This window comes from Thalassoroseus sp., from assembly GCF_984380535.1.
Genome location: NZ_CFHRBF010000013.1, coordinates 81,377 through 102,970, shown reverse-complemented (window position 1 = coordinate 102,970; position 21,594 = coordinate 81,377). Strand labels below are relative to the sequence as shown.

The window sequence follows — 21,594 nt, the reverse complement described above, 5'->3', positions numbered from 1 at the left end:
GAAATCACAAGCTGTCGCGGCAGTGCAAATCGCACTTGACACAACGGGAAGGGGCAAGGCAGGACCAACAACCAATCGCCAAAGGTTGTCAGTTTCAGCGGCAGGACACTACCGGACCGATCGCAACGCTCGCTTGATCACGCGAACTTTCGATGAAAGCACAACGCGATCCTGCGACCATCCCGGCCGGAAACCGATACTGTATCTACCCCCCAAGTCGATGTCCGCATCTTCCGCATCCTGAAACTTCGCCTTACAATTGTTGAGAGACGATTCTCAGGAAGTTTTGGAGTTGGTCATCTAATACATTGTATCGTTCCGCTGGTTATGACTTCTTTAGCGAGTTTGTCTTGACAGACTTCCGCTTGTTTGCTCTCGAAGCGATTTCCCGATTCGAACGATCAATTCGTCTAAGCAGTTCGCATGCCTAATAACACCGTTTCCCCTGGCGAATACGAGAGCTTGATTCAAAAACCATCGTTTTCCCCTGGCAATGCAGCTTCTGCGTAGGCGTTAGAACCGGTATATTTTGACCGACAAGCGATTTCGAAAAATTGATTCGAAGCAAAATCGTTGTAATCTTGGGAACAGATTTTGGCGGATTTTTCACACCAGTTTCGCATTCCCATTGAGGAACGGCGTCGAAAAGTCGCCTGAGACCGGAAGTTCAGGTCTTGGTTTCGGATTATCGAGAAACCCGAGACTGACCGGTTCCGTTTTGGGCACTTCAGCGGCATAATATGCGGAAACGCCCGGCCGCTTCGCGGCTACCCCGCTGGTTTCCATGATTGTTCTGCTTCCATGCCCGCTGCGAAAAAGAAAAATACAAACGATTCCGCCGACCTGCCCATTCGCGTATTGATCATCGATGACGACGAAGCCCATGGCCAAACCGTCGCTGAGTGTCTAGAGCGCGCGGGCAGCGAGTGTACGGTTGCAGCTTCCGGACAGCAGGGGGCTCAACTCATCGAAAGCGAAACCTACGACGTCGTCATCACCGACCTGAAGATGGAAGGCATCGACGGCTTACAAATTTTGCGGAAGGCCAAAGAAGAACTGCCCGACGCGGGTGTGATCTTGCTCACCGGACACGGTTCGATTCAATCTGCCGTCACCGCTATGCAACACGGTGCGTATACATATCTTCTCAAACCATTAGACGTCAAAGAATTGCAGGACGCCGTCATTCATGCGGCCGATCGACTGCGGTTGATTCGCCGGAACCAGGAACTGCGTCGGCAACTTGATGAACGGTTCGGTTTCGAAGGCATCATCGGCAACAGCCCCCAGATGCAGCAAGTCATCGAACGGCTCAAAGCGGTCGCACCGACCGATGCGAGTTGTTTGATCACTGGCGAAAACGGCACCGGGAAAGATTTGGTCGCGCGGGCGATTCACCAGAACAGCAACCGCAAAAGCAAGCCCTTCGTACCGATCAACGTCGCTGCGATTCCCGAGACAATCTTGGAAAGCGAACTCTTCGGACACGAACCAGGTTCGTTCACCGGCGCGACCGCCAAACGGATCGGCAAATTTGAATACGCCAACGGTGGAACACTCTTCCTCGACGAAGTCGGTGAGATGCCGTTGGACACTCAGGTCAAACTCCTTCGCGTGCTCGAAGACCGAAAAATCACGCGGCTCGGGTCCAACGAAGAGATCCCAGTCAACGTGCGTCTGATCGCTGCGACCAATGCGGATCTGAAAACGATGGTTGAGGAGAAGAAGTTTCGCATCGACCTGTATCACCGCTTGAAAGTCGTGTCGATCCGACTGCCATCGCTACGGGAACGTCGCGGGGATATCACGCTGCTGATGGATCACTTCTTCCGCGAACTGTCTGAAAAGACCGGCAAGGAGTGTCATGGGTTTTCCAAAGCGGCCCGGCAGATCATGATGAAGTATCACTGGCCTGGAAACATCCGTGAACTTCGGCACACCATCGAGGCAATGTTGATCCTCGACGTTGATGGATTGCTCGACGTCGACGATCTACCGATGGAACTCCGCGAAAGCGTACAAGGCGAATCTGATGACACGCCCCTCGAACAAGCCGTCGGCACGGAACACTTGATCGGTCAAACCTTGGAGGATGTCGAACGCTATTATATCGAGCGTGCACTCGAACTCGCAGAAGGGAACCGCCAGGAAGCCGCGAACACGCTGGGTATCAGCGAACGTACACTGTACCGCAAAATCAAAGATTACGGTGCAGAGGGTGTCAAACCGTAGATTGCGAACTGAGGGTCATCGATGCCTCTCGACATCAATCAATTTTGGCGTGACTCTGCCGACGACTCGGGCATCGCGAGGGCAGACATCTCTGCTTGGGAGTCCCGAACCCAAGTCGCGCTTCCGGCGATCTTGCAAAAACTGCTGACTCTGCGGAACGGGGGATACGTCAATCGATGCGAACTTGAAATTCTTCCGCTCGATGATATCAAGCCTTTGGAAGAGGAAGAGCGGGAGTGGATCGAGTGGGATTTGGAAGACGAAGTCGAGAATTACGACCCCAGCCGAGTGTTCGTTTTCTGTCACGAACACTTATTAGGTGGGGCGTACTTCCTCGACTACAACCGTCATGGTCCCCAACACGAACCACTCGTCTTGGAATATTTCTCCGATCCAGGTGATGCCAGATTCGCAGCAAATTCCGTGACGGAGTTCCTGGAATCCTTCCTGACCCGTTCGACCGAACCGCTGGTGAACTGGCAGGAAACCGAGGACTTACAAACGGTAGCGCAGGAATCGATTGATCTTAGTCGGCTCTGGGGCACATCGGCTCGGATCGACCAGATTCTCGGTGTCTTCGAAGATCGTTTGATGTTCTTTCAACGCGAAGAGACTCCGGAAGGCATCCGGCTGAGCAAAACTCTGCTGCCACAACCGTTAGATGCGGATTGGGCACGAATCGCGCCGTACCGACCGAACCCGCTTACCACGTACACACTCCATCTACAGCCGCAAGACACGGATGGGATTGTCGAGGAGGAATCGATCCAGGATGGCGACGGTTCGTGGAAGAACACTCGGAACGAAGGAGTTCCGGTTTACGTCTTGTTCGAATCCCGCAGCAAAGATGTCCTCAACCGGTTGAAATCGCAACTCTTTTAAGAACAAGTACCTTTTACGTCGGCACAGCTACCCCGGTCCCGGAACAGGTTTGACATGCCTCAATGACATTGAGACCGACGTAACTTCCGCTTCCGCCGCAATCGGGACACTCACTTGGTTTCGCTGCGGTATAGACAATGAACTCCAAATGCCCATCATGACAGGCGGACGAATCAATCACGATGTCGCGGGCTGGTTTTCGACGGTCCCGCGTTCGGTACAGCAACCGCCGAACGGCCTCGCCTTGTGATCGCCCAATTTGGACCTCTTCGGGCAACTCAGAAAACCACGCCGTCCACAATCCGCCGAGGTCACGTTCGACAACGATCCGATTCATTATCAGGCTCCGGTCCGGAACAGAGACTTCGCCCGATTATACCGAATTTGCTATGCAGGGAAATCAGGTGGACCAAATTTCTTGTCGCTGCGATGAAGCACCGAATATCTCTGGGAATTATTTTGAAGAATGATTCACAAAGACAGCCGGAGTATTGTCGGCAGGTTTTCCAGTTTCGTACAGTGGCCAGGATCTTGTTGTAGTCGACTTCCCGACGAAATTTCTTTTGCACCCATCCGAGACGTCTCGTGCTCAAATCCTCGCTGTTCTGGAAGCTGTTTTTGCGATACGCGATTTTGACGACGGTATCGACCGTACTCATCGCATATGTGGCAACATCAACGCAGTCCGCGGTTTCCGAGGAACAATGTCATCAGCGTCTGCTCGACACTGCAACTGCGGTGCGTTTGCTGATTGGCGACGATTGGTCTGGAGAGATCGCGGATAATCAGCTTCACCAACTGCAGGAACTTTCCCGAGAACGGCAATTGGGGCTATGTCTGATTGATCATAACGACACGCCGGTGGTTCGTCTGTCGGAAGGTCATCATTTTCGTTTCAAGCCGCTACCCATGCAGCAAATCCGGGAAGCCGCTCGCACTGGTCGGGCGATTTTTCCGAAGAAAAGTCATCCGCTGGAACCCGATCGCATGTTTGTCGCCGGACGGTTGAGTGGAGAAGACGGAACTGGATATGTGCAGGTCAGTACGGATCTCACCGCGATCCATCGGGATGTGGCGATGATCTCCGGACGAATTTGGCTCGTGGCAGCAGTGGCCGCACTTGGTGCATTGGGGGTTCTGGGTGTTGCTGTCTCGCAGGTCATTCGCCCGCTGACAAGTCTGACCAAAGCCGCCGACGGAATGGCGAAGGGCGATCTGGCTCAAAAGGTATCAGTGACAACACGGGACGAAGTGGGCACGCTCACGCAGGCTTTCAATTCGATGAGCGATCAACTTGCCGATCGCGTCGCAGAGATGCAACGCAAGAATCGCGAGGTTGCCGAGAACAGCGAACGACTGCGAACGGTGCTCGCCGGTATGGTCGAAGGTGTGCTAGCGGTCGATCAGTCCTTTCGTATCCTATTCGCCAACCGAGCGGTCGCGCGTTTCTTCGACATCTCGAGCACGGAAGTGGTCGGGCGGCCGGTATTCGAAGTTATTCGAAAAACGGAAGTGATTGATCTCGTACGGGAAACTCTGCGTGGAGAGTCCTCGAAATCCGCGGAAATTCAGTTGTCGCGAAGCCAACAAGATGTGAAATTGTTCGCGAATGCGTTGCCGGGAAATCCCTGCCCGGGAGTTGTGCTGGTCTTTCACGACGTCACGGAACTTCGTCGCCTGGAAAATCTTCGCCGCGATTTTGTCTCCAACGTCTCCCACGAATTGAAGACGCCGTTGGCGTCCATTCAGGCATACGCCAGCACTTTGCTGGATGGGGCATTAGAGGATGAAGCGGTCAACCGGCGATTTCTGGAACAGATTGAAGATCAAGTCGATCGGTTACACACGTTGATTCTCGACTTGTTGAGCCTTGCAAAAATTGAATCCGGTCATGAAGTCTTCGATCTCATGCCGGTGCCGCTCGATGAACTGGCCGAGTCGGTTCTATCAGGTATCCAGCAACGGGCGGACGCGAAGAATGTCCGGCTGAATTTAGAAGCCTCCGACCGCATACTCTATGTCAATGCAGACGCAGAGGGTCTGCGGACGATTCTGGACAACCTGGTAGACAATGCGCTCAAGTACACGCCGAGTGAGGGAGAAATCACAATTGGTTGGTATGCGGAATCGAATCAGATCGTCATCTTGGTGCAAGACACTGGCTGTGGGATTCCCATGCAAGATCACCAGCGAATTTTCGAGCGATTCTATCGAGTCGACAAAGCTCGCTCTCGAGAATTGGGTGGCACGGGGCTGGGCTTGTCGATTGTCAAGCACCTAACGCAGGTCTTTGGCGGTAGTGTGAGCCTAGCCAGTGAAGTGGGTGAAGGCACCACGTTTAAAGTTCGGCTCCCACGGGCAATTCCAGCTGACGTCTCTTTAGAAAGTCGTTCGCTCGATTGATGACTCAGGCGAGACGACGAGGAAACCCGATATGGATCAAATTCAGCAACTTCGCGAGCAATTGGTGTGGTTGATTGAGACGGGCCACGCTCATATCTCATTCGAAAATGCCATTGCGGATTTACCAAGCGAGTTCCGCGGTCTGACGCCATCGAATGTCGAACATTCGCCCTGGGAACTTTTGGAGCATCTTCGACTTTGCCAATGGGACATTCTGGAATTCAGCCGAGATGCTTCCCACGTTTCGCCGGTATTCCCCGATGGTTATTGGCCGCCCACGAAAGCCCCAGCGGACGACGCAGCTTGGGACGCCAGTATCGCGTCGTTTCTCGCGGATCGAAAAGCGATGGTAGAACTTGTCTGTGACCCGTCAACCGATCTGTTCGTACCGATTCCCCATGGCGATGGACAAACAATTCTGCGTGAAGCCATGCTCGTCGCAGACCACAATGCCTACCACATCGGCCAATTGATCATTGTCCGGAAAGCGCTGGGGTGTTGGGAATGATTGGTCAGGTGTCACAGATCAGGAATCAGCGTTGATGTTTCCCCTGTTTCCTGAATCCTAGCATCAGACCGTCGCGTACAAGCCGTTCATAATCCAGTGGTTGATCTGACGAAGCATCGGACGAGTCACTTCGTGCCCGCCGGATTCGATGGCGATTGTCACGTCGAGCGGAGCGGCTTGCAACACGCGTTTTGCGTTCAAGACATTGATTGCCGAGCACTCGTCGTCGGCATCACCGGCGATTAACAGGGCCCGTCGCGTTTCGACTTCACCGGTTTCCGAGCCGGGCAGATTTTGGAAGTCCATTAATGTCGGCAGTTCCCCACACATCGACACAACTCCGCCGTACCATTCCGGATGTCGCAGCACGAGTTGCATTGCGGTTGTCGCACCGGTATCGAAACCCGCCAGGATGACACGCTCGCTATGCACGTTGAACACCCGACGCAGTTGGCAAACCGTGGCGTACAGCTCGGATTCGAGTTTCGCCAATCCCTCCGGCGAACGGTCCCAACTGTACCCGCCGGATTCCTGTTTTTCCGGAGCGCGTAGTGACAGTCCGATATAGTTCCGGGAACTGATGCCGGAAATCCCCGAGAACATCTCGAACTCGGTTCCGCCGTCGCCGTGCAACCACAGAATCAACGGATAAGCGTAGTTCGGCTCGTATTTTTCTGGAAGAAACAAGCCGGTCGGTCGTCGTCGCGGATGCAAGTTTCGCACGACGCAACGACAGGGGCCCTCGTCGGTATTCAGCTCGTCGGCCAACCCCAGGCAATCTTCGGCGACCATCGCGTCCAACTCTGGCGTGTTGTTGGTCGGAGTCTCCCCGACAGGCCGGAGATTGGTCCAGAATTGCGGCGCCGGAACGGACGGCTCGGTGGAGTCCAATTCGCCCTGGTGGTGCAACCAAAATTGATCGCTAAAGCGGGAGTTCATCGTGCAGATCCTTCGAATGCGTATTCAGGCCGATCAGCCGTTTGCGGTTCCGTTCGGAAAGCCGAGCGAAGATCCGCGAGAGGGAATAACCGTCCGGGGCAGGCGGTTGTCTTGAGGTCACCGTGACCGAAAATCCGATCCGGCGGAATTTGATAGTCGTCCGAAAGTCGCGTCACCAATCCCGTGAGCGACTCGATTTGGGCGGTCGTGGGAGCTGTCTTTTCAAAGTTTCCGATCAAGGCGATCCCGATTCCATGTTCGTTATACTCTTTCCGTCCCGCGTGAGCGCCGTGCATCTGCCCACGCCACCGGAACGTTTCTTCCACTTGACCGTCTTCCATGCCTTGGCCATTGCCAATCACAAAATGATATCCAATGCCCAGCCACTTCCGGGCCAAGTGCGTTTGATGAATGCTTTCGACATTCCCTTGTTCCGTTGCCGTATGATGCACCACAATCGCGGTCCAGTCACGAGCCGATTGACTCGGATTCGCGACCGTTTCCAAATCCGTCGTTGGTGGATCTGGTTGGGTAGTTCGGTGAGACGCTTTCGTCTCGATGGGTTGAGCGGCTGGTGAATCCGATGAGGTCGACACGACATCGACCAGGGAAGTCGAAGATGTCGACGAGACCGCATCGGCCGATTCCGCCGGACACCCCGCAGCCGGGAGTGTGAAAGTTACAATGAGAACAAGACTTCGCATCGTCAAACTCACTGTGGCCGACCCGATTCCTACACCTTGTTTGAATCTCCCGGTCCGCCTGACCGTTACACTCCCTAAACTCTTCATTCGCCCAGGCTTTGCAACTACCAAGGACGAGTTGGAATCTACCGGTGACCGGAAAGAGTGTCAACGGCGTCTTTCGCCGATCCAGATCGCTTCGCGTCGAAATCGTTTTCTCAGGGCCGTGGGAGTTCTGGTTACGGAAATTGGTTAGGTTAGGAGACCCGGAAAACCTGCCTTATTCCTGGCGTAAACCTCCCAGGTTCTCCAAATGGTGCATTGAACCCGATATCCGTCGTTTTCAGCGACCAAGCGGTATTCGACTACTTTCGAACACACGGAGTGGATCAATCGTCGGGCCGTGCGTTATCGTTCTCCTTTTGTGATTCGTTGACAACCATTTGACCGGATCGAATTGATGAGCGTTGTGCTGGCGATCGATGTTGGCAACAGTTTTAATAAGGTGGGATTGTTTCAGATAGAAGCTGCCAACAGCCTACCGACGTGTCTCCGGTCCCGGAGCGTACGTGCGGACCAACCTTTTCCCTGGTCTGAGATCGCGAGTTGGTCGGAGTGGTGCGGAAGTTCCAGCGTGATTGCCACGACGAATCCGAGTCATAAGACGAATTTGTTAGCAGCCTGGCCTGGGAATTATTCGTCGCCTCACGAGATTACCTCCCCCACGGAAATCGGGTTGCCAATTGATTTGCTAGAGCCGCAGCGAGTGGGAATTGATCGGGTTTTGAACGCACTGGCGGCAAACCGCATTCGTGTCCCGCATTGTCCTGTCATCATTGTCGATTCCGGAACCGCGACGACGGTGGACGTCGTTACCAAGGATGGCGTATTTGTCGGTGGAGCAATTTTGCCGGGGTTCGAATTGGCGGCTCGTTCGTTACACCGATACACCGCGTTGTTGCCGTTGATTCCGATTGACGAATTGCATGAATCCGAACCGGCCCCCATCGGTAACGAAACCCGCTCTGCACTCCGCAGCGGTTTGTTCTGGGGCCAGATCGGTGCGGTGCGGGAGTTGGTTTCGCGGGTCAATCAATCTTTGGGAATGCCGCCGGAGAGCGAAGCGACGTTGATCCTCACCGGCGGCGGTTCCGAGTTGTTGCGTCCCTATTTTCCCGATGCAATGCATGCACCGCATCTGGCGCTTCAAGGTCTGGCGTTAGCGGCTTTGCAAAACCCATCGAGGTAGCCGGGATTGAATCCCCACGAAGATGCCCAGTTTCGACGCTTGCTTGCCGACAGCTGACCAGTTAAAAGAGCAAGCAACACACCATCGATCCGCCAACTCAACGAAAATCAAGGAGCGTCGTCCCATGTCTAGTCCCATTCGAGTCGCTGTCACCGGAGCCGCCGGTAACATCGGGTATGCATTGGCGTTCCGTTTGGCATCGGGCGAGGTGTTTGGTCCCGATCAATCGGTCATTTTGCATCTTGTCGAGATTCCACCCGCGTTGCCGGCGTTGGACGGCGTGGAAATGGAACTCGACGACTGTGCGTTCCCGACGCTGGCTGGCGTGGAGAAACACAGCAGCGACGATCTCGAAAAAGGCTTTGGCGATTGCAACTGGGTTCTATGCGTCGGGAGTGTGCCTCGGAAACAGGGTATGGAACGGGGCGATCTGATTCGTGTCAACGGCCCGATTTTCACCAGCACCGGCAAAGCCATCGCGTCATCTGCGGCGAAAGATGTTCGCGTGGTAGTTGTCGGGAATCCGTGTAACACCAACTGTCTGATTGCGATGGCGAACGCTCCCGATGTCCCACGTGATCGGTGGTACGCAATGACCCGGCTCGACCAAAACCGCGCGATGACGCAACTTGCTCAGAAAGCCGGGCAACCCGTTTCGAGCGTGAAAAACGTCACCATTTGGGGGAACCACTCCGCCACGCAATACCCGGACTTCTATCACGCGGAAATCGGTGGCAAACCGGCGACAGATGTCATCTCCGATCATGAATGGCTACAAGGCGATTTCATCACGACCGTCCAAAAACGTGGTGCCGCCGTGATTCAAGCCCGCGGGGCTTCCAGCGCAGCGTCGGCGGCCAATGCTTGCTTGGATACCGTCAAAAGTGTGATTCGCCCAACACCTGCGGGAGAGACGTTCAGTGCCGCGATTTGTTCGGACGGAAGTTACGGTGTCGACGAGGGATTGATCAGTTCCTTCCCGCTGACCAGTGACGGTTCGACTTGGAGCATCGTGCAAGGGCAGGAGCATAACGAATTCGCTCAGGCCAAGATCGACGCCACGATTGCGGAACTCAAAGAAGAACGAGACACCGTCAAGGACTTGCTGCCGTAATCGCAAGCAGTATGCATTCATTTTCGACTTCGGGAGAAACGTTGTGATCGTCGCGCTCACCGGCGTTTCCGGATCTGGTAAGACGGCCGTCGGACGGGCTTTAGCCGAGCGATTAGGCAGCCCGTTCGTCGACGCCGACGATTATCATCCTGAAACAAACGTCCAGAAAATGTCGAGCGGTCATCCGCTGAATGACGATGATCGACGTCCTTGGCTGGAAGCGTTGGCACAAACGATCGACGAACTTTGCGCCAAGAACATTCGCGTTATCCTAGCCTGCTCTGCTCTGAAACACGATTACCAAAAGATTCTGCAAACGGCCGATGACTGCGTACGGTTCGTGTTGCTGCACGGGTCTTTCGAATTGATTCAATCGAGAATGCAGAAACGTCGCGGGCATTTTATGCCGTCGTCTTTGTTGCAAAGCCAATTCGAAACTCTGGAGATACCAGCAGACGCTCTCCAGGTCGACGTGACTCCGTCGATTCCGGAGATTGTGGATGAGATCATCGAACGGCTTCAGCTGAAAACGTAGTCCGAATGCAACCGCTGGATGATGTCTTCCAATATCGCCCCCTCGACGACGAACACGGTGTGTATGTCTCGACACTGCCGCCGAATGTTCGCGAAGAAACCGCCGATTTCGAAACCCTATGGAATTTGCATCCGGCTGATTATCCCGAGATTTTTCTCCACGGGCGGAACGTTAAGATTCCGCGTTGGCAGCAGGCGTTCGGTGAAGACTATCATTTCTCCGGAAAAGTCAGTCGTGGTCTGCCGATTCCCGAAGGACTGATATCCATTTGGCAATGGGCATGTCAGGCGGTCGATACGCGACTGAACGGGTTGCTTCTCAACTGGTACGACGCCCAACTCGGGCACTACATTGGAAAGCACCGTGATTCAACAACCCACATGATCGAGAACGCACCGATAGTCACGGTTTCACTCGGTGAAGAACGCACTTTCCGACTGCGGCCCTACGGCGGACAGGGTTTTCAAGACATCTCCATGCCAGATGGAACTGTTATTGTCGTGCCCTACTCCACGAATCTGGCTTGGACGCATGAAGTCCCAAAGTCGACACGTGCGAAACACCGCCGTATTTCCATTACGCTTCGAGCTTTTGAAACGAATTCATGACCGATCCGCAAACACTGCGACAATGGGACAACGAGCACGTTTGGCATCCCTTTGCACCGATGTCCGCCTTTCGAGCGGAAGGTGTACCGATCATCGAAAGGGCGGACGGATTCGACTTGATCGATGTCGAAGGTCGTCGTTATCTCGATGGTATATCGGCGTTGTGGTGCAATGTGCACGGTCATCGCGTACCGGCCATCGACGCGGCCATCAAAGAGCAAATTGATCGCGTTTCCCACTCGACGTTATTAGGATCATCGAACACACCATCAATCGAACTCGCCAAGCAGTTAGTCGAACTGTCGCCGCCGGGTTTGACGAAAGTCTTCTATTCCGACAGCGGTTCGACTGCCGTTGAAGCGGCCTTGAAAATCGCCTACCAATTCCATCGACAGAAACCGACTCCCGAACCGGACCGAGATCTGTTCGTGTGTCTGGGGGATGCCTACCACGGAGACACGGTCGGGTCGGTAAGTGTCGGCGGAATGCCTTTGTTTCATGGCATCTATCGAAACTTGCTGTTCAAGACACTGCGAATTCCCGCACCGGTGGCGTTGCATCATCCTCCGGAACTTACGAAGGAAGCGTATTTGGCATGGTGCTTTCAAGAAGCTGAAGACGTCATCAAAGAGCATGCCGACCGAATTGCCGGTGTGGTCGTGGAACCGCTCGTGCAAGGAGCCGCCGGCATCTGGGTGCATCCACCGGGTTACTTGAAACATCTCCGCAAGCTGACTGCAGACCATGGAATTCCGTTGATTGCAGACGAAGTCGCCGTCGGTTTTGGTCGGACTGGGACAATGTTCGCCTGCGAACAAGAAGATGTGTCGCCGGATATTCTCTGTGTCGCGAAGGGGTTGTCCGGGGGATACCTTCCGTTGGCGGCAACGCTCGCGACTGACGAGATCTACGAGGCGTTTTTAGGCGAGCCATCCGAAGGGCGAACCTTCTACCACGGCCACACGTTCACAGGAAATCCGCTCGGATGTGCAGCGGCACTCGCGAGTTTACGATTGTTTCAAGAGAACAACCTGCTCGAACAGATCAACCAGAACGCCGCGTTGCTACACGATCGGTTGGCTATCTTGGACGATCATCCGCACGTTGCAGAGGTTCGCCAAAAGGGATTGATGGTGGGCATCGAACTGGTGGCCAACCGCCCCATGATGACATCTTTCCCTAGCGAATTACGGATCGGGCACGAAGTCACAGTCGCTGCTCGCGAACGCGGAGTTATCATCCGTCCGCTCGGTGACGTGGTTGTGCTGATGCCAGCACCGGCGATGCCACAGGAATCATTGGAACGATTAGTCGATGTCACCGTAGAGTCCATCGATGCAGTGACCAAATCGTTCGGAAGCCCGTCCTCGTGATTCATCCCAATGTTGCCATCCGATCGGCAGACGTTTATCTTAGAACAGCTGACTTTTGATCGTAGCGATTTCTGTCTCGTGGAAGCCAGAACGTACAGGATTTCTAGGTCTTTCACAGACTCAGAAGACCACGATACGGTCTCGAAGACGTCGATGTCGTTGTCATAATGAATCAATTGAGGAAACCGATGCGGATATTTGGCCTTGCTTGTGTGTCTCTTGTATTGCTGATTCAGTCGGCTGCAGCGGAGAATTGGCCCGCATTTCGGGGACCACGCGGCGACGGAACCACACCGGCGACGGGCGTTCCCGTCGAGTGGAGCGAGACTAAAAACATCGTCTGGAAGACGCCAATCCATGGGCGTGGTTGGTCCAGTCCCGTCGTGTGGGACAATCAAATTTGGTTGACCACCGCCACCGAAGACGGCACGAAACAGTCCGTCCTCTGCGTCGATGCGACGACTGGCGATGTGCTGCACGATATGGTCGTCTTCGAAAATGAAAACCCGCGGTTTTGTCATCCGTCGAACAGTTACGCCTCTTGCACCCCGACGATTGAAGACGGCCGTCTGTACGTGCACTTTGGCAGCTACGGAACAGCGGCCATCGACACAGCGACCGGCAAAAAGATCTGGGAGCGACGGGACTTGGAATGCGATCACTTCCGGGCACCGGCTTCTTCGCCGATTCTGTTCGAAGACGTGTTGATCGTCGCCTATGACGGATTCGATGTGCAATACGTCGTGGGCTTCGACAAACAAACCGGCGAAACCCGTTGGCGAACTCCTCGCGACATCGACTACAACACCGACAATGGCGACCGCAAAAAAGCCTACGCGACCGGTTTGGTCATCGAGGTCGCTGGTCAACCGCAAGTGATTCTGCCGAGCGCGACTGCAACCGTCGCCTATGAGCCGCTGACGGGAAAAGAAATTTGGCGAGTTCAACATGGCGGAATGAACGCGGCTTGCCGGCCGATTTATGGCAACGGTTTGCTCTATATCACCGCCGGTGACGGTGGCACCTCGCTAGTGGCGGTCCGTCCTGATGGGCAGGGAGATGTGACCGACACGCACATCGCTTGGAGCAGCGGCAAAAGCGTGCCGAAACGCTCGTCGCTGATTCTTAAAGACGACTTGCTATTTATGACGAACGATTCCGGCGTCATTTCTTGTCGAGATGCCAAGACCGGTGATGTTCATTGGATGAAGCGATTGGAAGGCGAATACTGGGCCTCTCCATTGCTCGCAGAAAACCGTCTGTATTTTTCGAGTAAAACCGGTTTGTCACCGGTCGTTGCGGCAAGTGCCGAATACGAACTCATCACCGAGAACCAACTCCAGGACGGTTTTAACGCCTCACCGGCGGTTGTCGAGAATGATTTCATCCTGCGAACGTTCACCCATCTCTACCGAGTGTCGAAGAAGTAGATCACTGCGTTTGAGCATACTTTCGGCGATACGCGAGCGGCGTGAGTCCCATGTGTCGCCGAAATTGCTTGGTAAAATAACTTTGATCGTAAAACCCCGAACTCTGAGCGATATTGGCCACACTCTGGTTCGTGGTGGTCAAAGATTGACAGGCCGCGTTGATTCGGACTCGCAGAATGTACTTTTGCGGCGTCATTTGAAAGATACTTTTAAAGCGACGATCAAATTGGCTGACCGACAAATGCACGAGTGACGCCAGCTCGCTGACTTCGATTTTTTCACCATAGTGCTGCACAACATAAGCGAGCACTCGTTCCATCTGTTGGTACGGTTGGACCAGCGACTCCGCTTTCTCGAAGTCCCGCATGGCCCCGGCAATCCCGATGACCTGGCCCCCGTCACCGAACAGCGGAATCTTGCTCGACACAAACCATTTCAGCGAACCATCGTGATCGGGAACTAGCCAGACTTGGTTGGGAATCGGCTGACGCCCCGCCATCACTCGACGATCCTCCGCAATATACTGATCCGCCAAATGACGAGGGTGAAAGTCGTGATCAGTCTTCCCGACCATCTGAAGTTCGCTACTGTAACCATGCATCGCAGCGGACGCTTTATTGACCTTCACGAATCGACTGTGCTGGTCCTTGGCGTAGAAATAGACCTCAGGCAGATAGTCAAAAAGCTCCGCAACATAAAGCTGATTGTCCAGCCGGGACAAGAACTGTTGCTGAAATTTGCGTGGGTCTTCCATGCGGAAATAATACCAAAAATTGCGGATTTTCTACAATGCGCAGACTGGAGGGCCGGGTAACTTCATAATCAATGCATCAATATTTGTTGAAAAGTGTCATAGGTTGTAGCGCTCGATTTCTCCACTGCGTTTCCGTTGAAAATCGAGTTTTTAGTCAGAAGAAACTATGCATTTCTTCGTTTTCGACCTACCGACCGAATGGCCCGGGAGTTTCCTGAATGCTCGCTCGATTGCTGTGCACACACACTCTGCTGATTGTCTTTCTCATCCCCTCCGCTTTGCACGCGAACGATACTGAGAATTCGCAACCGGTCAGTTTTTACAAAGACATCCGCCCGATCCTTCAGGCACATTGTCAAGGTTGTCATCAGCCCGCCAAAGCTAACGGCAAATACGTAATGACCGACTTTGCCAAAATGGTGGCGGGTGGGGAAAGCACGTTGAATGCCGTTGTGCCCGGCAAACCGGACGAAAGCTATCTGATCGAGCAGATTGTCCCCGATGCGGATGGCAAAGCCTTGATGCCCAAGGACAAGCCTGCTCTTGCGGAAGTGCAAATCGATTTGATTCGTCGTTGGATCGAACGGGGAGCCGTCGACGACACCCCAGAAAACGCCCGCGAACGATACGATCGCGACCATCCGCCAGTTTACACCCGTTTGCCAGTGGTGACGGCGATGGATTACTCGCCCGATGGCCAATTGCTGGCGGTGGCCGGTTTCCATGAAGTGCTGCTGCACCAAGCAGACGGCTCGAAAATTGTTGGCCGACTGATCGGTCTGTCGGACCGAATCCAATCTGTCGCCTTCTCACCGGATGGCACCAAATTGCTCGCCACCGGTGGACGCCCGGGTTTGACGGGTGAAGTCCAAGTCTGGGACGTCGCAAAGCAGGAATTATTGCTCTCGAAGCCGGTGACTTACGACACGGTCTACGGCGGAAGTTGGTCACCCGACGGCAAGTTGATTGCCTTCGGATGTGCGGATAACACCGTTCGCGTGATTAAGTCTGACACTGGTGAGCAAGTCGTTTTCCAAGGTGCCCACTCCGATTGGGTTCGGGATACTGTTTTCTCCGCCGACGGCGAACACTTGGCATCTGTCGGTCGTGACATGACGGTCAAACTCACCGAAGTCGCGACCGAACGTTTTGTCGACAACATAACGTCCATCACGCCCGGCGCTCTGAAAGGTGGGGTCACCAGTATCGCTCGACATCCCGAGCGTGATGAGATCGTCATTGGCGGTAGTGACGGTGTGCCAAAGCTCTATCGCATGGAACGACTGACCAAACGTGTCATCGGCGACGATGCCAATTTGTTCCGTCAGTTGCCGGGAATGACCGGGCGGATTTTCGATGTGGTCATCAGTGACGATGGCCGATGGATTGCGGCCGGTAGCAGTCTCGATGGTGCGGGCGAAGTCAGCATTTATCCGTACTCGTTCGATGCAACGCTGCCGGGCGACATGAAGACGATCATGGAGAAACAACCGCGACAGTGGAACGCGGACGAGAAAAAGAAAGCTGAGGAGTATTGGACGAAAGACGTCTCTCGCAAGGCCAAGCTTGGTGTGCCCTCCGGCGTGTACGCTCTCGCGTTCAGCCCCGATGGCGGCAAACTTGCGGCTGCCGGTGGTGATGGACAAGTTCGTCTGATCAGTTCCGAGACCGGGGCGATTGAATCGACCTTCCCCGCTGCTCCGCTTGCGAAAGAGGCCGTCACCATGATGGCCGGCGGGATCGAACCCAACCGCATTCGCACAACCGAGACCGTCGACCCCCGACCGTTGCCGGAAAATGTGCAACTCAAATCGCTCGAAGTCGAGCCGCTCACGATCTCCCTTGATGATCCATTCGCCTACACGCAACTGCTCGTGACCGGCATCACCACCGAAGGAGACCGTATCGACGTCACTCGGTTGGTTCAGGCACAACTGACGAAACCGTTGGTTCAAATCGATCCTACGGGACTCGTCCAACCGATCGCCGTCGGAGAGGGCTTTCTGAAACTTTCATTGAGCGATCAAACGGTCACTCTGCCTGTTAAGGTCAGTAATGTTGAACTGAATGCCGTCACAAGCGATTTCATTCGCGACGTGAACCCTGTTTTGTCCCGGTTGGGATGTAACCAGGGTACGTGTCATGGTTCGCTCAAAGGCAAAAACGGCTTCAAACTTTCTTTGCGAGGCTATGACGCGTTGTACGACATCCGTGCCCTGACGGACGATTTGTCCGGACGACGCGTGAACGTGGCCTCGCCCGATAACAGTTTGATGCTGCAAAAATCGACAGGCGCGGTACCGCATGTTGGTGGGCAACTCATTCAACCGGGGAATGCTCATTATCTCATCATTCGCAATTGGATCGCCGGTGGTGCCAAACTCGATTTGGATGTCGCTCGTGTCAGCGGTATCGATATTCTGCCCAAGAACCCTACGATTGGCCCGATTGGTGGTCGTCAGCAAGTGCGAGTCGTGGCGACATACACTGATGGGTCCAAACGAGATGTTACTCGCGAAGCATTCTTGGAAAGTGGTGACACGGAAATCGCGACCGCGAACACGAACGGTTTGATGTCCGCCCTGCGACGTGGGGAAGCTCCGATCCTCGCGCGATTCGAGGGTGCCTATGCAGCAACCACGCTGACTGTGATGGGTGACCGCACTGGTTTTGTCTGGAACGAGCCGCCGAAATTCAACAAGGTCGATGAATTTACAAGCGCTAAATGGCAACGCCTGAAAATTCAACCGTCCGAGATTTGCACCGATGATGAATTCATTCGTCGTGTGTATCTCGACTTGACCGGCTTGCCGCCAACCGCGGAGCAAGTCGAAAAATTCCTGGCCGACGACCGACCAACTCAGGAGAAACGCGGCGATCTCGTCGACACACTCATCGGCAACGAAGCCTTCGTAGAGTTTTGGACGAACAAATGGGCCGACTTGCTCCAAGTCAATGGCAAGTTCCTCGGCCGTGAAGGTGCGACGGCGTTTCGTCAATGGATTCGCGAACGCGTCGAGAAAAACATGCCGTACGATCAGTTCGCCCGGGAGATTCTCACCGCGAGTGGATCGAACCGAGAGAATCCTGCCGCTTCCTACTACAAGATTCTACGGGAACCGGTCGACATCATGGAGAACACGACACACCTCTTCCTAGGTGTACGGTTCAACTGCAATAAGTGCCACGATCACCCGTTCGAGAAATGGACTCAGGACCAATACTATGAGACGGCCGCATACTTCGCGCAAGTCGGTTTGAAGGCCGATCCGAAAAGTGGCAAACGTCGAATCGGCGGCACGGCCGTCGAAGGTGCGAAGCCGTTTTACGAGGAAGTCTACGATAAAGGTGACGGCGAAGTCGTGCATGACCGCACGGGCGAAGTCACTCCGCCGGAGTTCCCGTTTGAGGCGGAGTACCAGTCCGAAAGCGAGATGACTCGCCGCGAAAAACTTGCCGCCTGGATCACATCGCCCGATAACAAATACTTCGCGATGAGCTATGTCAATCGCTTGTGGGGTTACCTATACGGACGCGGCCTGATCGAACCGATCGACGACATTCGCGCTGGTAACCCGCCCACGAATCCGATGCTGCTGTCCTATTTGGAGCAGGAGTTCGTCGACAGCGGTTTTGACATGCGACACATTTTGCGAATGATTTGCAAATCGCGAACGTATCAACTTTCTGTCGCCACGAACCGCTGGAACAAAGACGATACGTTAAACTTCTCCCACGCAACGGCTCGCCGTTTGCCGGCGGAAGTTCTCTACGATGCCGTTCACCTCGTGACAGGTTCACAATCGAAGATTCCCGGCGTCTCACCGGGAACACGTGCGGCTGCCCTGCCCGATGTGGGCGTCTCGTTGCCCGATGGTTTCTTGGCAAATCTTGGTCGCCCGACTCGCGAAAGTTCCTGCGAATGCGAGCGAAACAGCGACATGCAACTCGGGCCGGTGATGGCTTTCATCAGTGGGCCCACGGTCTCGTCTGCAATCGGCGATCCCAACAATGCATTGCCGGAGTTGGTGAAGACGCACTCTGATAACAGTGCGTTGGTTGATCGACTTTTCCTCCGGGTCCTGAATCGGCATGCAACGGAAAAAGAAGTTGCAGCGACAATGAAAATGTTCGATGAGATTTCTGTCGACCATCAAGAACTGCTGTTGAAGTTGGCACAGAAAGAAGCGGAATGGAAACCGATTCGCGAGAAACTTGACGCGGAGCGAGCCGCACGAATCGCCAAAGCCGAAGCAGAACTCAAACCCGTTGCTGATCGTCTTGCTCCCATGATCGCCAAGAATGAAGCTGCTCGACAGGCCCGGATTGATCAGGCCGAAGCTGATCTGAAAGCATACGAAGCCAGTCTGCCAGAGCGTTTCGCTGCTTGGAAACAGGGACATGCCGCCGAATTGAGTTGGCAACCACTGGCCTTCCAAGACGCAAAGTCGTCCAACAACGCAACGCTTACGCAGGAGAAAGACTCGGCGATCATCGTCTCAGGGCCGGAAGGTAAAACCGTCTATACGCTGACGGGGGACATCCCGGCAGGCGGTTTGACTGGGCTGCGACTGGAAGCACTGACAGACGATCGACTTCCAAGCAAAGGTCCCGGACGTCCGCCAAACGGAAACTTCGTATTGACGGAATTGGAAGTCACCATCGCTCCGAAAGCTGATCCGTCCAAAACACAGAAGATTCGTCTACGCAACGCGAACGCTGATTTCAGCCAAGGCAGCTACGATGTCGCGACCGCGATCGACGGCAAGATCGCGGATAATGGCAACGGTTGGGCCATTTCGCCTGAAACCGGGAAGAATCACACGGCAGTCTTCGAATTCCAGGATGAAATTCCCGAAGGCGAGTTTGTGGTCACGATCAAAATGACCCAGAACTACGCCGATGGAAAACACAGTCTGGGGCATTTCCGTTGGTCCGTCACAACGGCTCCGTCGCCGCTGTCATTCGGGCTGCCAGAGGACATCAAGCAGATTCTCGCGGTCGCGGAGGACAAACGTAGTAAAGAGCAATCGAAGAAGCTGCTCGATTACTACAAAAAAGAGGAATCGGGATATCAAGCCCGGCTGGCTGCCGTCACCGAGGCCAAGAAACCGTTGCCGGTTGATCCGGAACTGCAAAAGTTGCGAGATCAGCTCACGAAGGCCCAAGAGCCGGTGCAAGACGACAAGAAGCTTGTCGAACTTCGCCGCATCGTAGAAACGAGCCAACAGCAACTCGACAACAAACGACTGACCGCCGCTCAAGACCTGACTTGGGTACTGATCAACACGCCCGCGTTTCTGTTCAATCACTAACCGGTTGCAGGCCAAGCTGCATCCTAGAAGTGCTTTGGATGCAGCTTCTTTGAAATACTTTGTCCGACCCTCACACCACATATTGGAAGGCGACATTCATGCTCACAATTCAAGGCCCTCGCGGCAGAGACCTCTGTGATGATCGGCTTGGTTTGACCCGGCGGGATCTCATCCGAGTTGGTGGTTCCGGAATGTTGGGTTTGTCATTGGCTTCGTTGCTGGAACTCGAAGCGAAGGCGAAGGAAAAACCCGTCGTGGGTGGTCCCGGGTGGGGAAAAGCGAAGAGCATCATTCTGGTTTACTTGCAAGGTGGACCGAGCCATTTGGACTTATGGGATCCGAAGGAGAATGTTCCCGAAAACGTGAAAAGTCCCTTCGCTCCGATCTCCACCAAGACGGCCGGCGTGAAGTTCACCGAAAACCTGCCTAAGCTCGCCCAGCAAACCGACAAGATGACGTTGATTCGGTCGATGAGCTACACCCCAAATGGGTTGTTCAATCATACCGCAGCGATCTACCAGATGATGACCGGCTACACGACCGATAAAGTCAGTCCGTCGGGTCAGTTGGAACCGCCGAGTCCGAAAGACTTTCCAAACTTCGGTTCCAACATCATTCGGTTGAAGCCAACCACAGAGCCGATGCTGCCATTTGTGATGCTCCCGCGACCACTGCAGGAATCCAACGTGGTTGGAAAAGGCGGGACAGCGGGCTTCCTCGGTAAGGCATACGATCCTTACACGCTGTATCCACCCGGTGATGACATGGATATGACGAAGATGACCAAAATCCGCGTGGACGATTTGAAGCTTCGGCCCGATGTGTTTGCGACACGTTTGCAACGTCGCGCTCGTCTGCGAGACGTGATCAACGACGGCATGCCCACAATTGATAATGCCGTCGCGTCGTACAACCTAGATACCTATTACGATCGAGCGTTGAATTTGATTGTTTCCGGTCGAGCGCGGGAGGCGTTCGATTTGGAAGCGGAAAGTCACGAAACGCATGAACGTTACGGACGGAATACGTTTGGCCAAAGCTGTCTGCTGGCTCGTCGACTCGTCGAGGCGGGTACTCGGGTCGTGGAAGTCGTTTGGCCGAAGGTTGCCAACAGTGACAACCATTCTTGGGACCAACATACGGGGCTGCCACAGCGGATGAAAACGCAATCAGCTCCTATGTTCGACGCTGGTTTCTCTGCCCTCATTGCAGACCTCGACGAGCGTGGAATGCTTGACGAAACGTTGGTCGTCGGCGTCGGCGAATTTGGTCGCTCGCCGCAGCGTGGAGTCTCGACAAGCGGCAACGGAAATAGTGCCGATGGTCGTGATCACTGGCCCTATTGCTACACCGCTGCGATTGCCGGTGCGGGAATCGGTCGTGGTCATGTCTACGGTGAAAGCGATAAAACCGCATCCGCACCCCTCAAAGATCCGGTTCATCCCGGTCAGTTGCTCGCTACGATTTACCACACCTTTGGGATCGATCCCGAAACGATCGTCTATAATCACCTGAACCAACCGCGGGAACTCGTCAAAGCTCAAGCGGTTTCCAGCCTGTTTGCATAGA

At 54.4% G+C, this 21,594-nt stretch carries 17 protein-coding genes; 12 read left to right on the top strand and 5 right to left on the bottom strand.

The window, feature by feature from the left end; translation table 11 throughout:
* Nucleotides 1–606 precede the first annotated feature (606 nt).
* Nucleotides 607–786: a hypothetical protein gene (locus tag AC5DDB_RS18570; RefSeq protein WP_491741250.1), complete on the bottom strand. Its 180-nt coding sequence runs from the start codon at nucleotides 784–786 to the stop codon at nucleotides 607–609.
* 15 nt (nucleotides 787–801) lie between these two features.
* On the opposite strand from AC5DDB_RS18570, the gene AC5DDB_RS18565 reads away from it, so the two are divergent.
* Both AC5DDB_RS18565 and AC5DDB_RS18560 read left to right on the top strand, forming a co-directional pair.
* A complete protein-coding gene (locus AC5DDB_RS18565) occupies nucleotides 802–2,232 on the top strand; it encodes a sigma-54-dependent transcriptional regulator (RefSeq protein ID WP_491741249.1) in 1,431 nt (476 codons plus the stop codon).
* A gap of 21 nt (nucleotides 2,233–2,253) precedes the next feature.
* Entirely contained in the window at nucleotides 2,254–3,114 is an 861-nt protein-coding gene (locus AC5DDB_RS18560) for an SMI1/KNR4 family protein (RefSeq protein ID WP_491741248.1), read from the top strand.
* A gap of 13 nt (nucleotides 3,115–3,127) precedes the next feature.
* Here AC5DDB_RS18560 and AC5DDB_RS18555 read toward each other — a convergent pair whose 3' ends face one another.
* Nucleotides 3,128–3,451, bottom strand: coding sequence for a hypothetical protein (locus tag AC5DDB_RS18555; RefSeq protein WP_491741247.1), 324 nt, complete (start codon nucleotides 3,449–3,451; stop codon nucleotides 3,128–3,130).
* Nucleotides 3,452–3,699: 248 nt separating this feature from the next.
* Here AC5DDB_RS18555 and AC5DDB_RS18550 point away from each other — a divergent pair, with 248 nt between their 5' ends.
* Together AC5DDB_RS18550 and AC5DDB_RS18545 are read left to right on the top strand one after the other, a co-directional pair.
* Nucleotides 3,700–5,517: a sensor histidine kinase gene (locus tag AC5DDB_RS18550; RefSeq protein WP_491741246.1), complete on the top strand. Its 1,818-nt coding sequence runs from the start codon at nucleotides 3,700–3,702 to the stop codon at nucleotides 5,515–5,517.
* Between the two features lie 31 nt (nucleotides 5,518–5,548).
* Nucleotides 5,549–6,025 (top strand): DinB family protein, encoded by a 477-nt coding sequence (locus AC5DDB_RS18545; RefSeq protein WP_491741245.1) that lies wholly within the window; start codon nucleotides 5,549–5,551, stop codon nucleotides 6,023–6,025.
* A gap of 63 nt (nucleotides 6,026–6,088) precedes the next feature.
* Here AC5DDB_RS18545 and AC5DDB_RS18540 read toward each other — a convergent pair whose 3' ends face one another.
* Nucleotides 6,089–6,964: an alpha/beta hydrolase gene (locus AC5DDB_RS18540; RefSeq protein ID WP_491741244.1), complete on the bottom strand. Its 876-nt coding sequence runs from the start codon at nucleotides 6,962–6,964 to the stop codon at nucleotides 6,089–6,091.
* On the bottom strand, nucleotides 6,961–7,668 hold the full coding sequence (locus AC5DDB_RS18535) for a peptidoglycan recognition protein family protein (protein ID WP_491741243.1): 708 nt from the start codon (nucleotides 7,666–7,668) through the stop codon (nucleotides 6,961–6,963). Before AC5DDB_RS18535 ends, AC5DDB_RS18540 begins: the two co-directional genes overlap by 4 nt.
* Nucleotides 7,669–8,107: 439 nt before the next feature.
* Between AC5DDB_RS18535 and AC5DDB_RS18530 the strand changes: the two genes are divergently transcribed.
* The 6 genes from AC5DDB_RS18530 to AC5DDB_RS18505 all read left to right on the top strand — a co-directional run bounded on the left by AC5DDB_RS18530 (nucleotide 8,108) and on the right by AC5DDB_RS18505 (nucleotide 13,956).
* Nucleotides 8,108–8,896 (top strand): type III pantothenate kinase, encoded by a 789-nt coding sequence (locus tag AC5DDB_RS18530; protein WP_491741242.1) that lies wholly within the window; start codon nucleotides 8,108–8,110, stop codon nucleotides 8,894–8,896.
* Nucleotides 8,897–9,020: 124 nt separating this feature from the next.
* Nucleotides 9,021–10,010 carry a malate dehydrogenase gene (locus tag AC5DDB_RS18525; RefSeq protein WP_491741241.1) on the top strand — a complete coding sequence of 330 codons (990 nt, stop codon included), beginning with the start codon at nucleotides 9,021–9,023 and terminating at the stop codon, nucleotides 10,008–10,010.
* A 43-nt stretch (nucleotides 10,011–10,053) separates the two neighbouring features.
* A complete protein-coding gene (locus tag AC5DDB_RS18520; protein WP_491741240.1) occupies nucleotides 10,054–10,545 on the top strand; it encodes a gluconokinase in 492 nt (163 codons plus the stop codon).
* Between the two features lie 5 nt (nucleotides 10,546–10,550).
* Nucleotides 10,551–11,153, top strand: a complete 603-nt coding sequence (locus tag AC5DDB_RS18515) for an alpha-ketoglutarate-dependent dioxygenase AlkB (protein WP_491741239.1) — start codon at nucleotides 10,551–10,553, stop codon at nucleotides 11,151–11,153.
* Nucleotides 11,150–12,526: an adenosylmethionine--8-amino-7-oxononanoate transaminase gene (gene bioA, locus AC5DDB_RS18510; RefSeq protein WP_491741238.1), complete on the top strand. Its 1,377-nt coding sequence runs from the start codon at nucleotides 11,150–11,152 to the stop codon at nucleotides 12,524–12,526. Before AC5DDB_RS18515 ends, bioA begins: the two co-directional genes overlap by 4 nt.
* A 188-nt stretch (nucleotides 12,527–12,714) precedes the next feature.
* Complete coding sequence (locus AC5DDB_RS18505) at nucleotides 12,715–13,956, top strand: outer membrane protein assembly factor BamB family protein (protein ID WP_491741237.1); 1,242 nt, start codon at nucleotides 12,715–12,717, stop codon at nucleotides 13,954–13,956.
* Nucleotide 13,957: 1 nt separating this feature from the next.
* On the opposite strand, the gene AC5DDB_RS18500 is transcribed toward AC5DDB_RS18505, so the two are convergent.
* Nucleotides 13,958–14,710: a helix-turn-helix domain-containing protein gene (locus AC5DDB_RS18500; protein WP_491741236.1), complete on the bottom strand. Its 753-nt coding sequence runs from the start codon at nucleotides 14,708–14,710 to the stop codon at nucleotides 13,958–13,960.
* Between the two features lie 218 nt (nucleotides 14,711–14,928).
* Between AC5DDB_RS18500 and AC5DDB_RS18495 the strand changes: the two genes are divergently transcribed.
* Nucleotides 14,929–20,025: a DUF1549 domain-containing protein gene (locus AC5DDB_RS18495; protein WP_491741235.1), complete on the top strand. Its 5,097-nt coding sequence runs from the start codon at nucleotides 14,929–14,931 to the stop codon at nucleotides 20,023–20,025.
* Nucleotides 20,026–20,123: 98 nt separating this feature from the next.
* Nucleotides 20,124–21,593: a DUF1501 domain-containing protein gene (locus AC5DDB_RS18490; protein ID WP_491741234.1), complete on the top strand. Its 1,470-nt coding sequence runs from the start codon at nucleotides 20,124–20,126 to the stop codon at nucleotides 21,591–21,593.
* The last annotated feature ends 1 nt before the right edge of the window (nucleotide 21,594 follow it).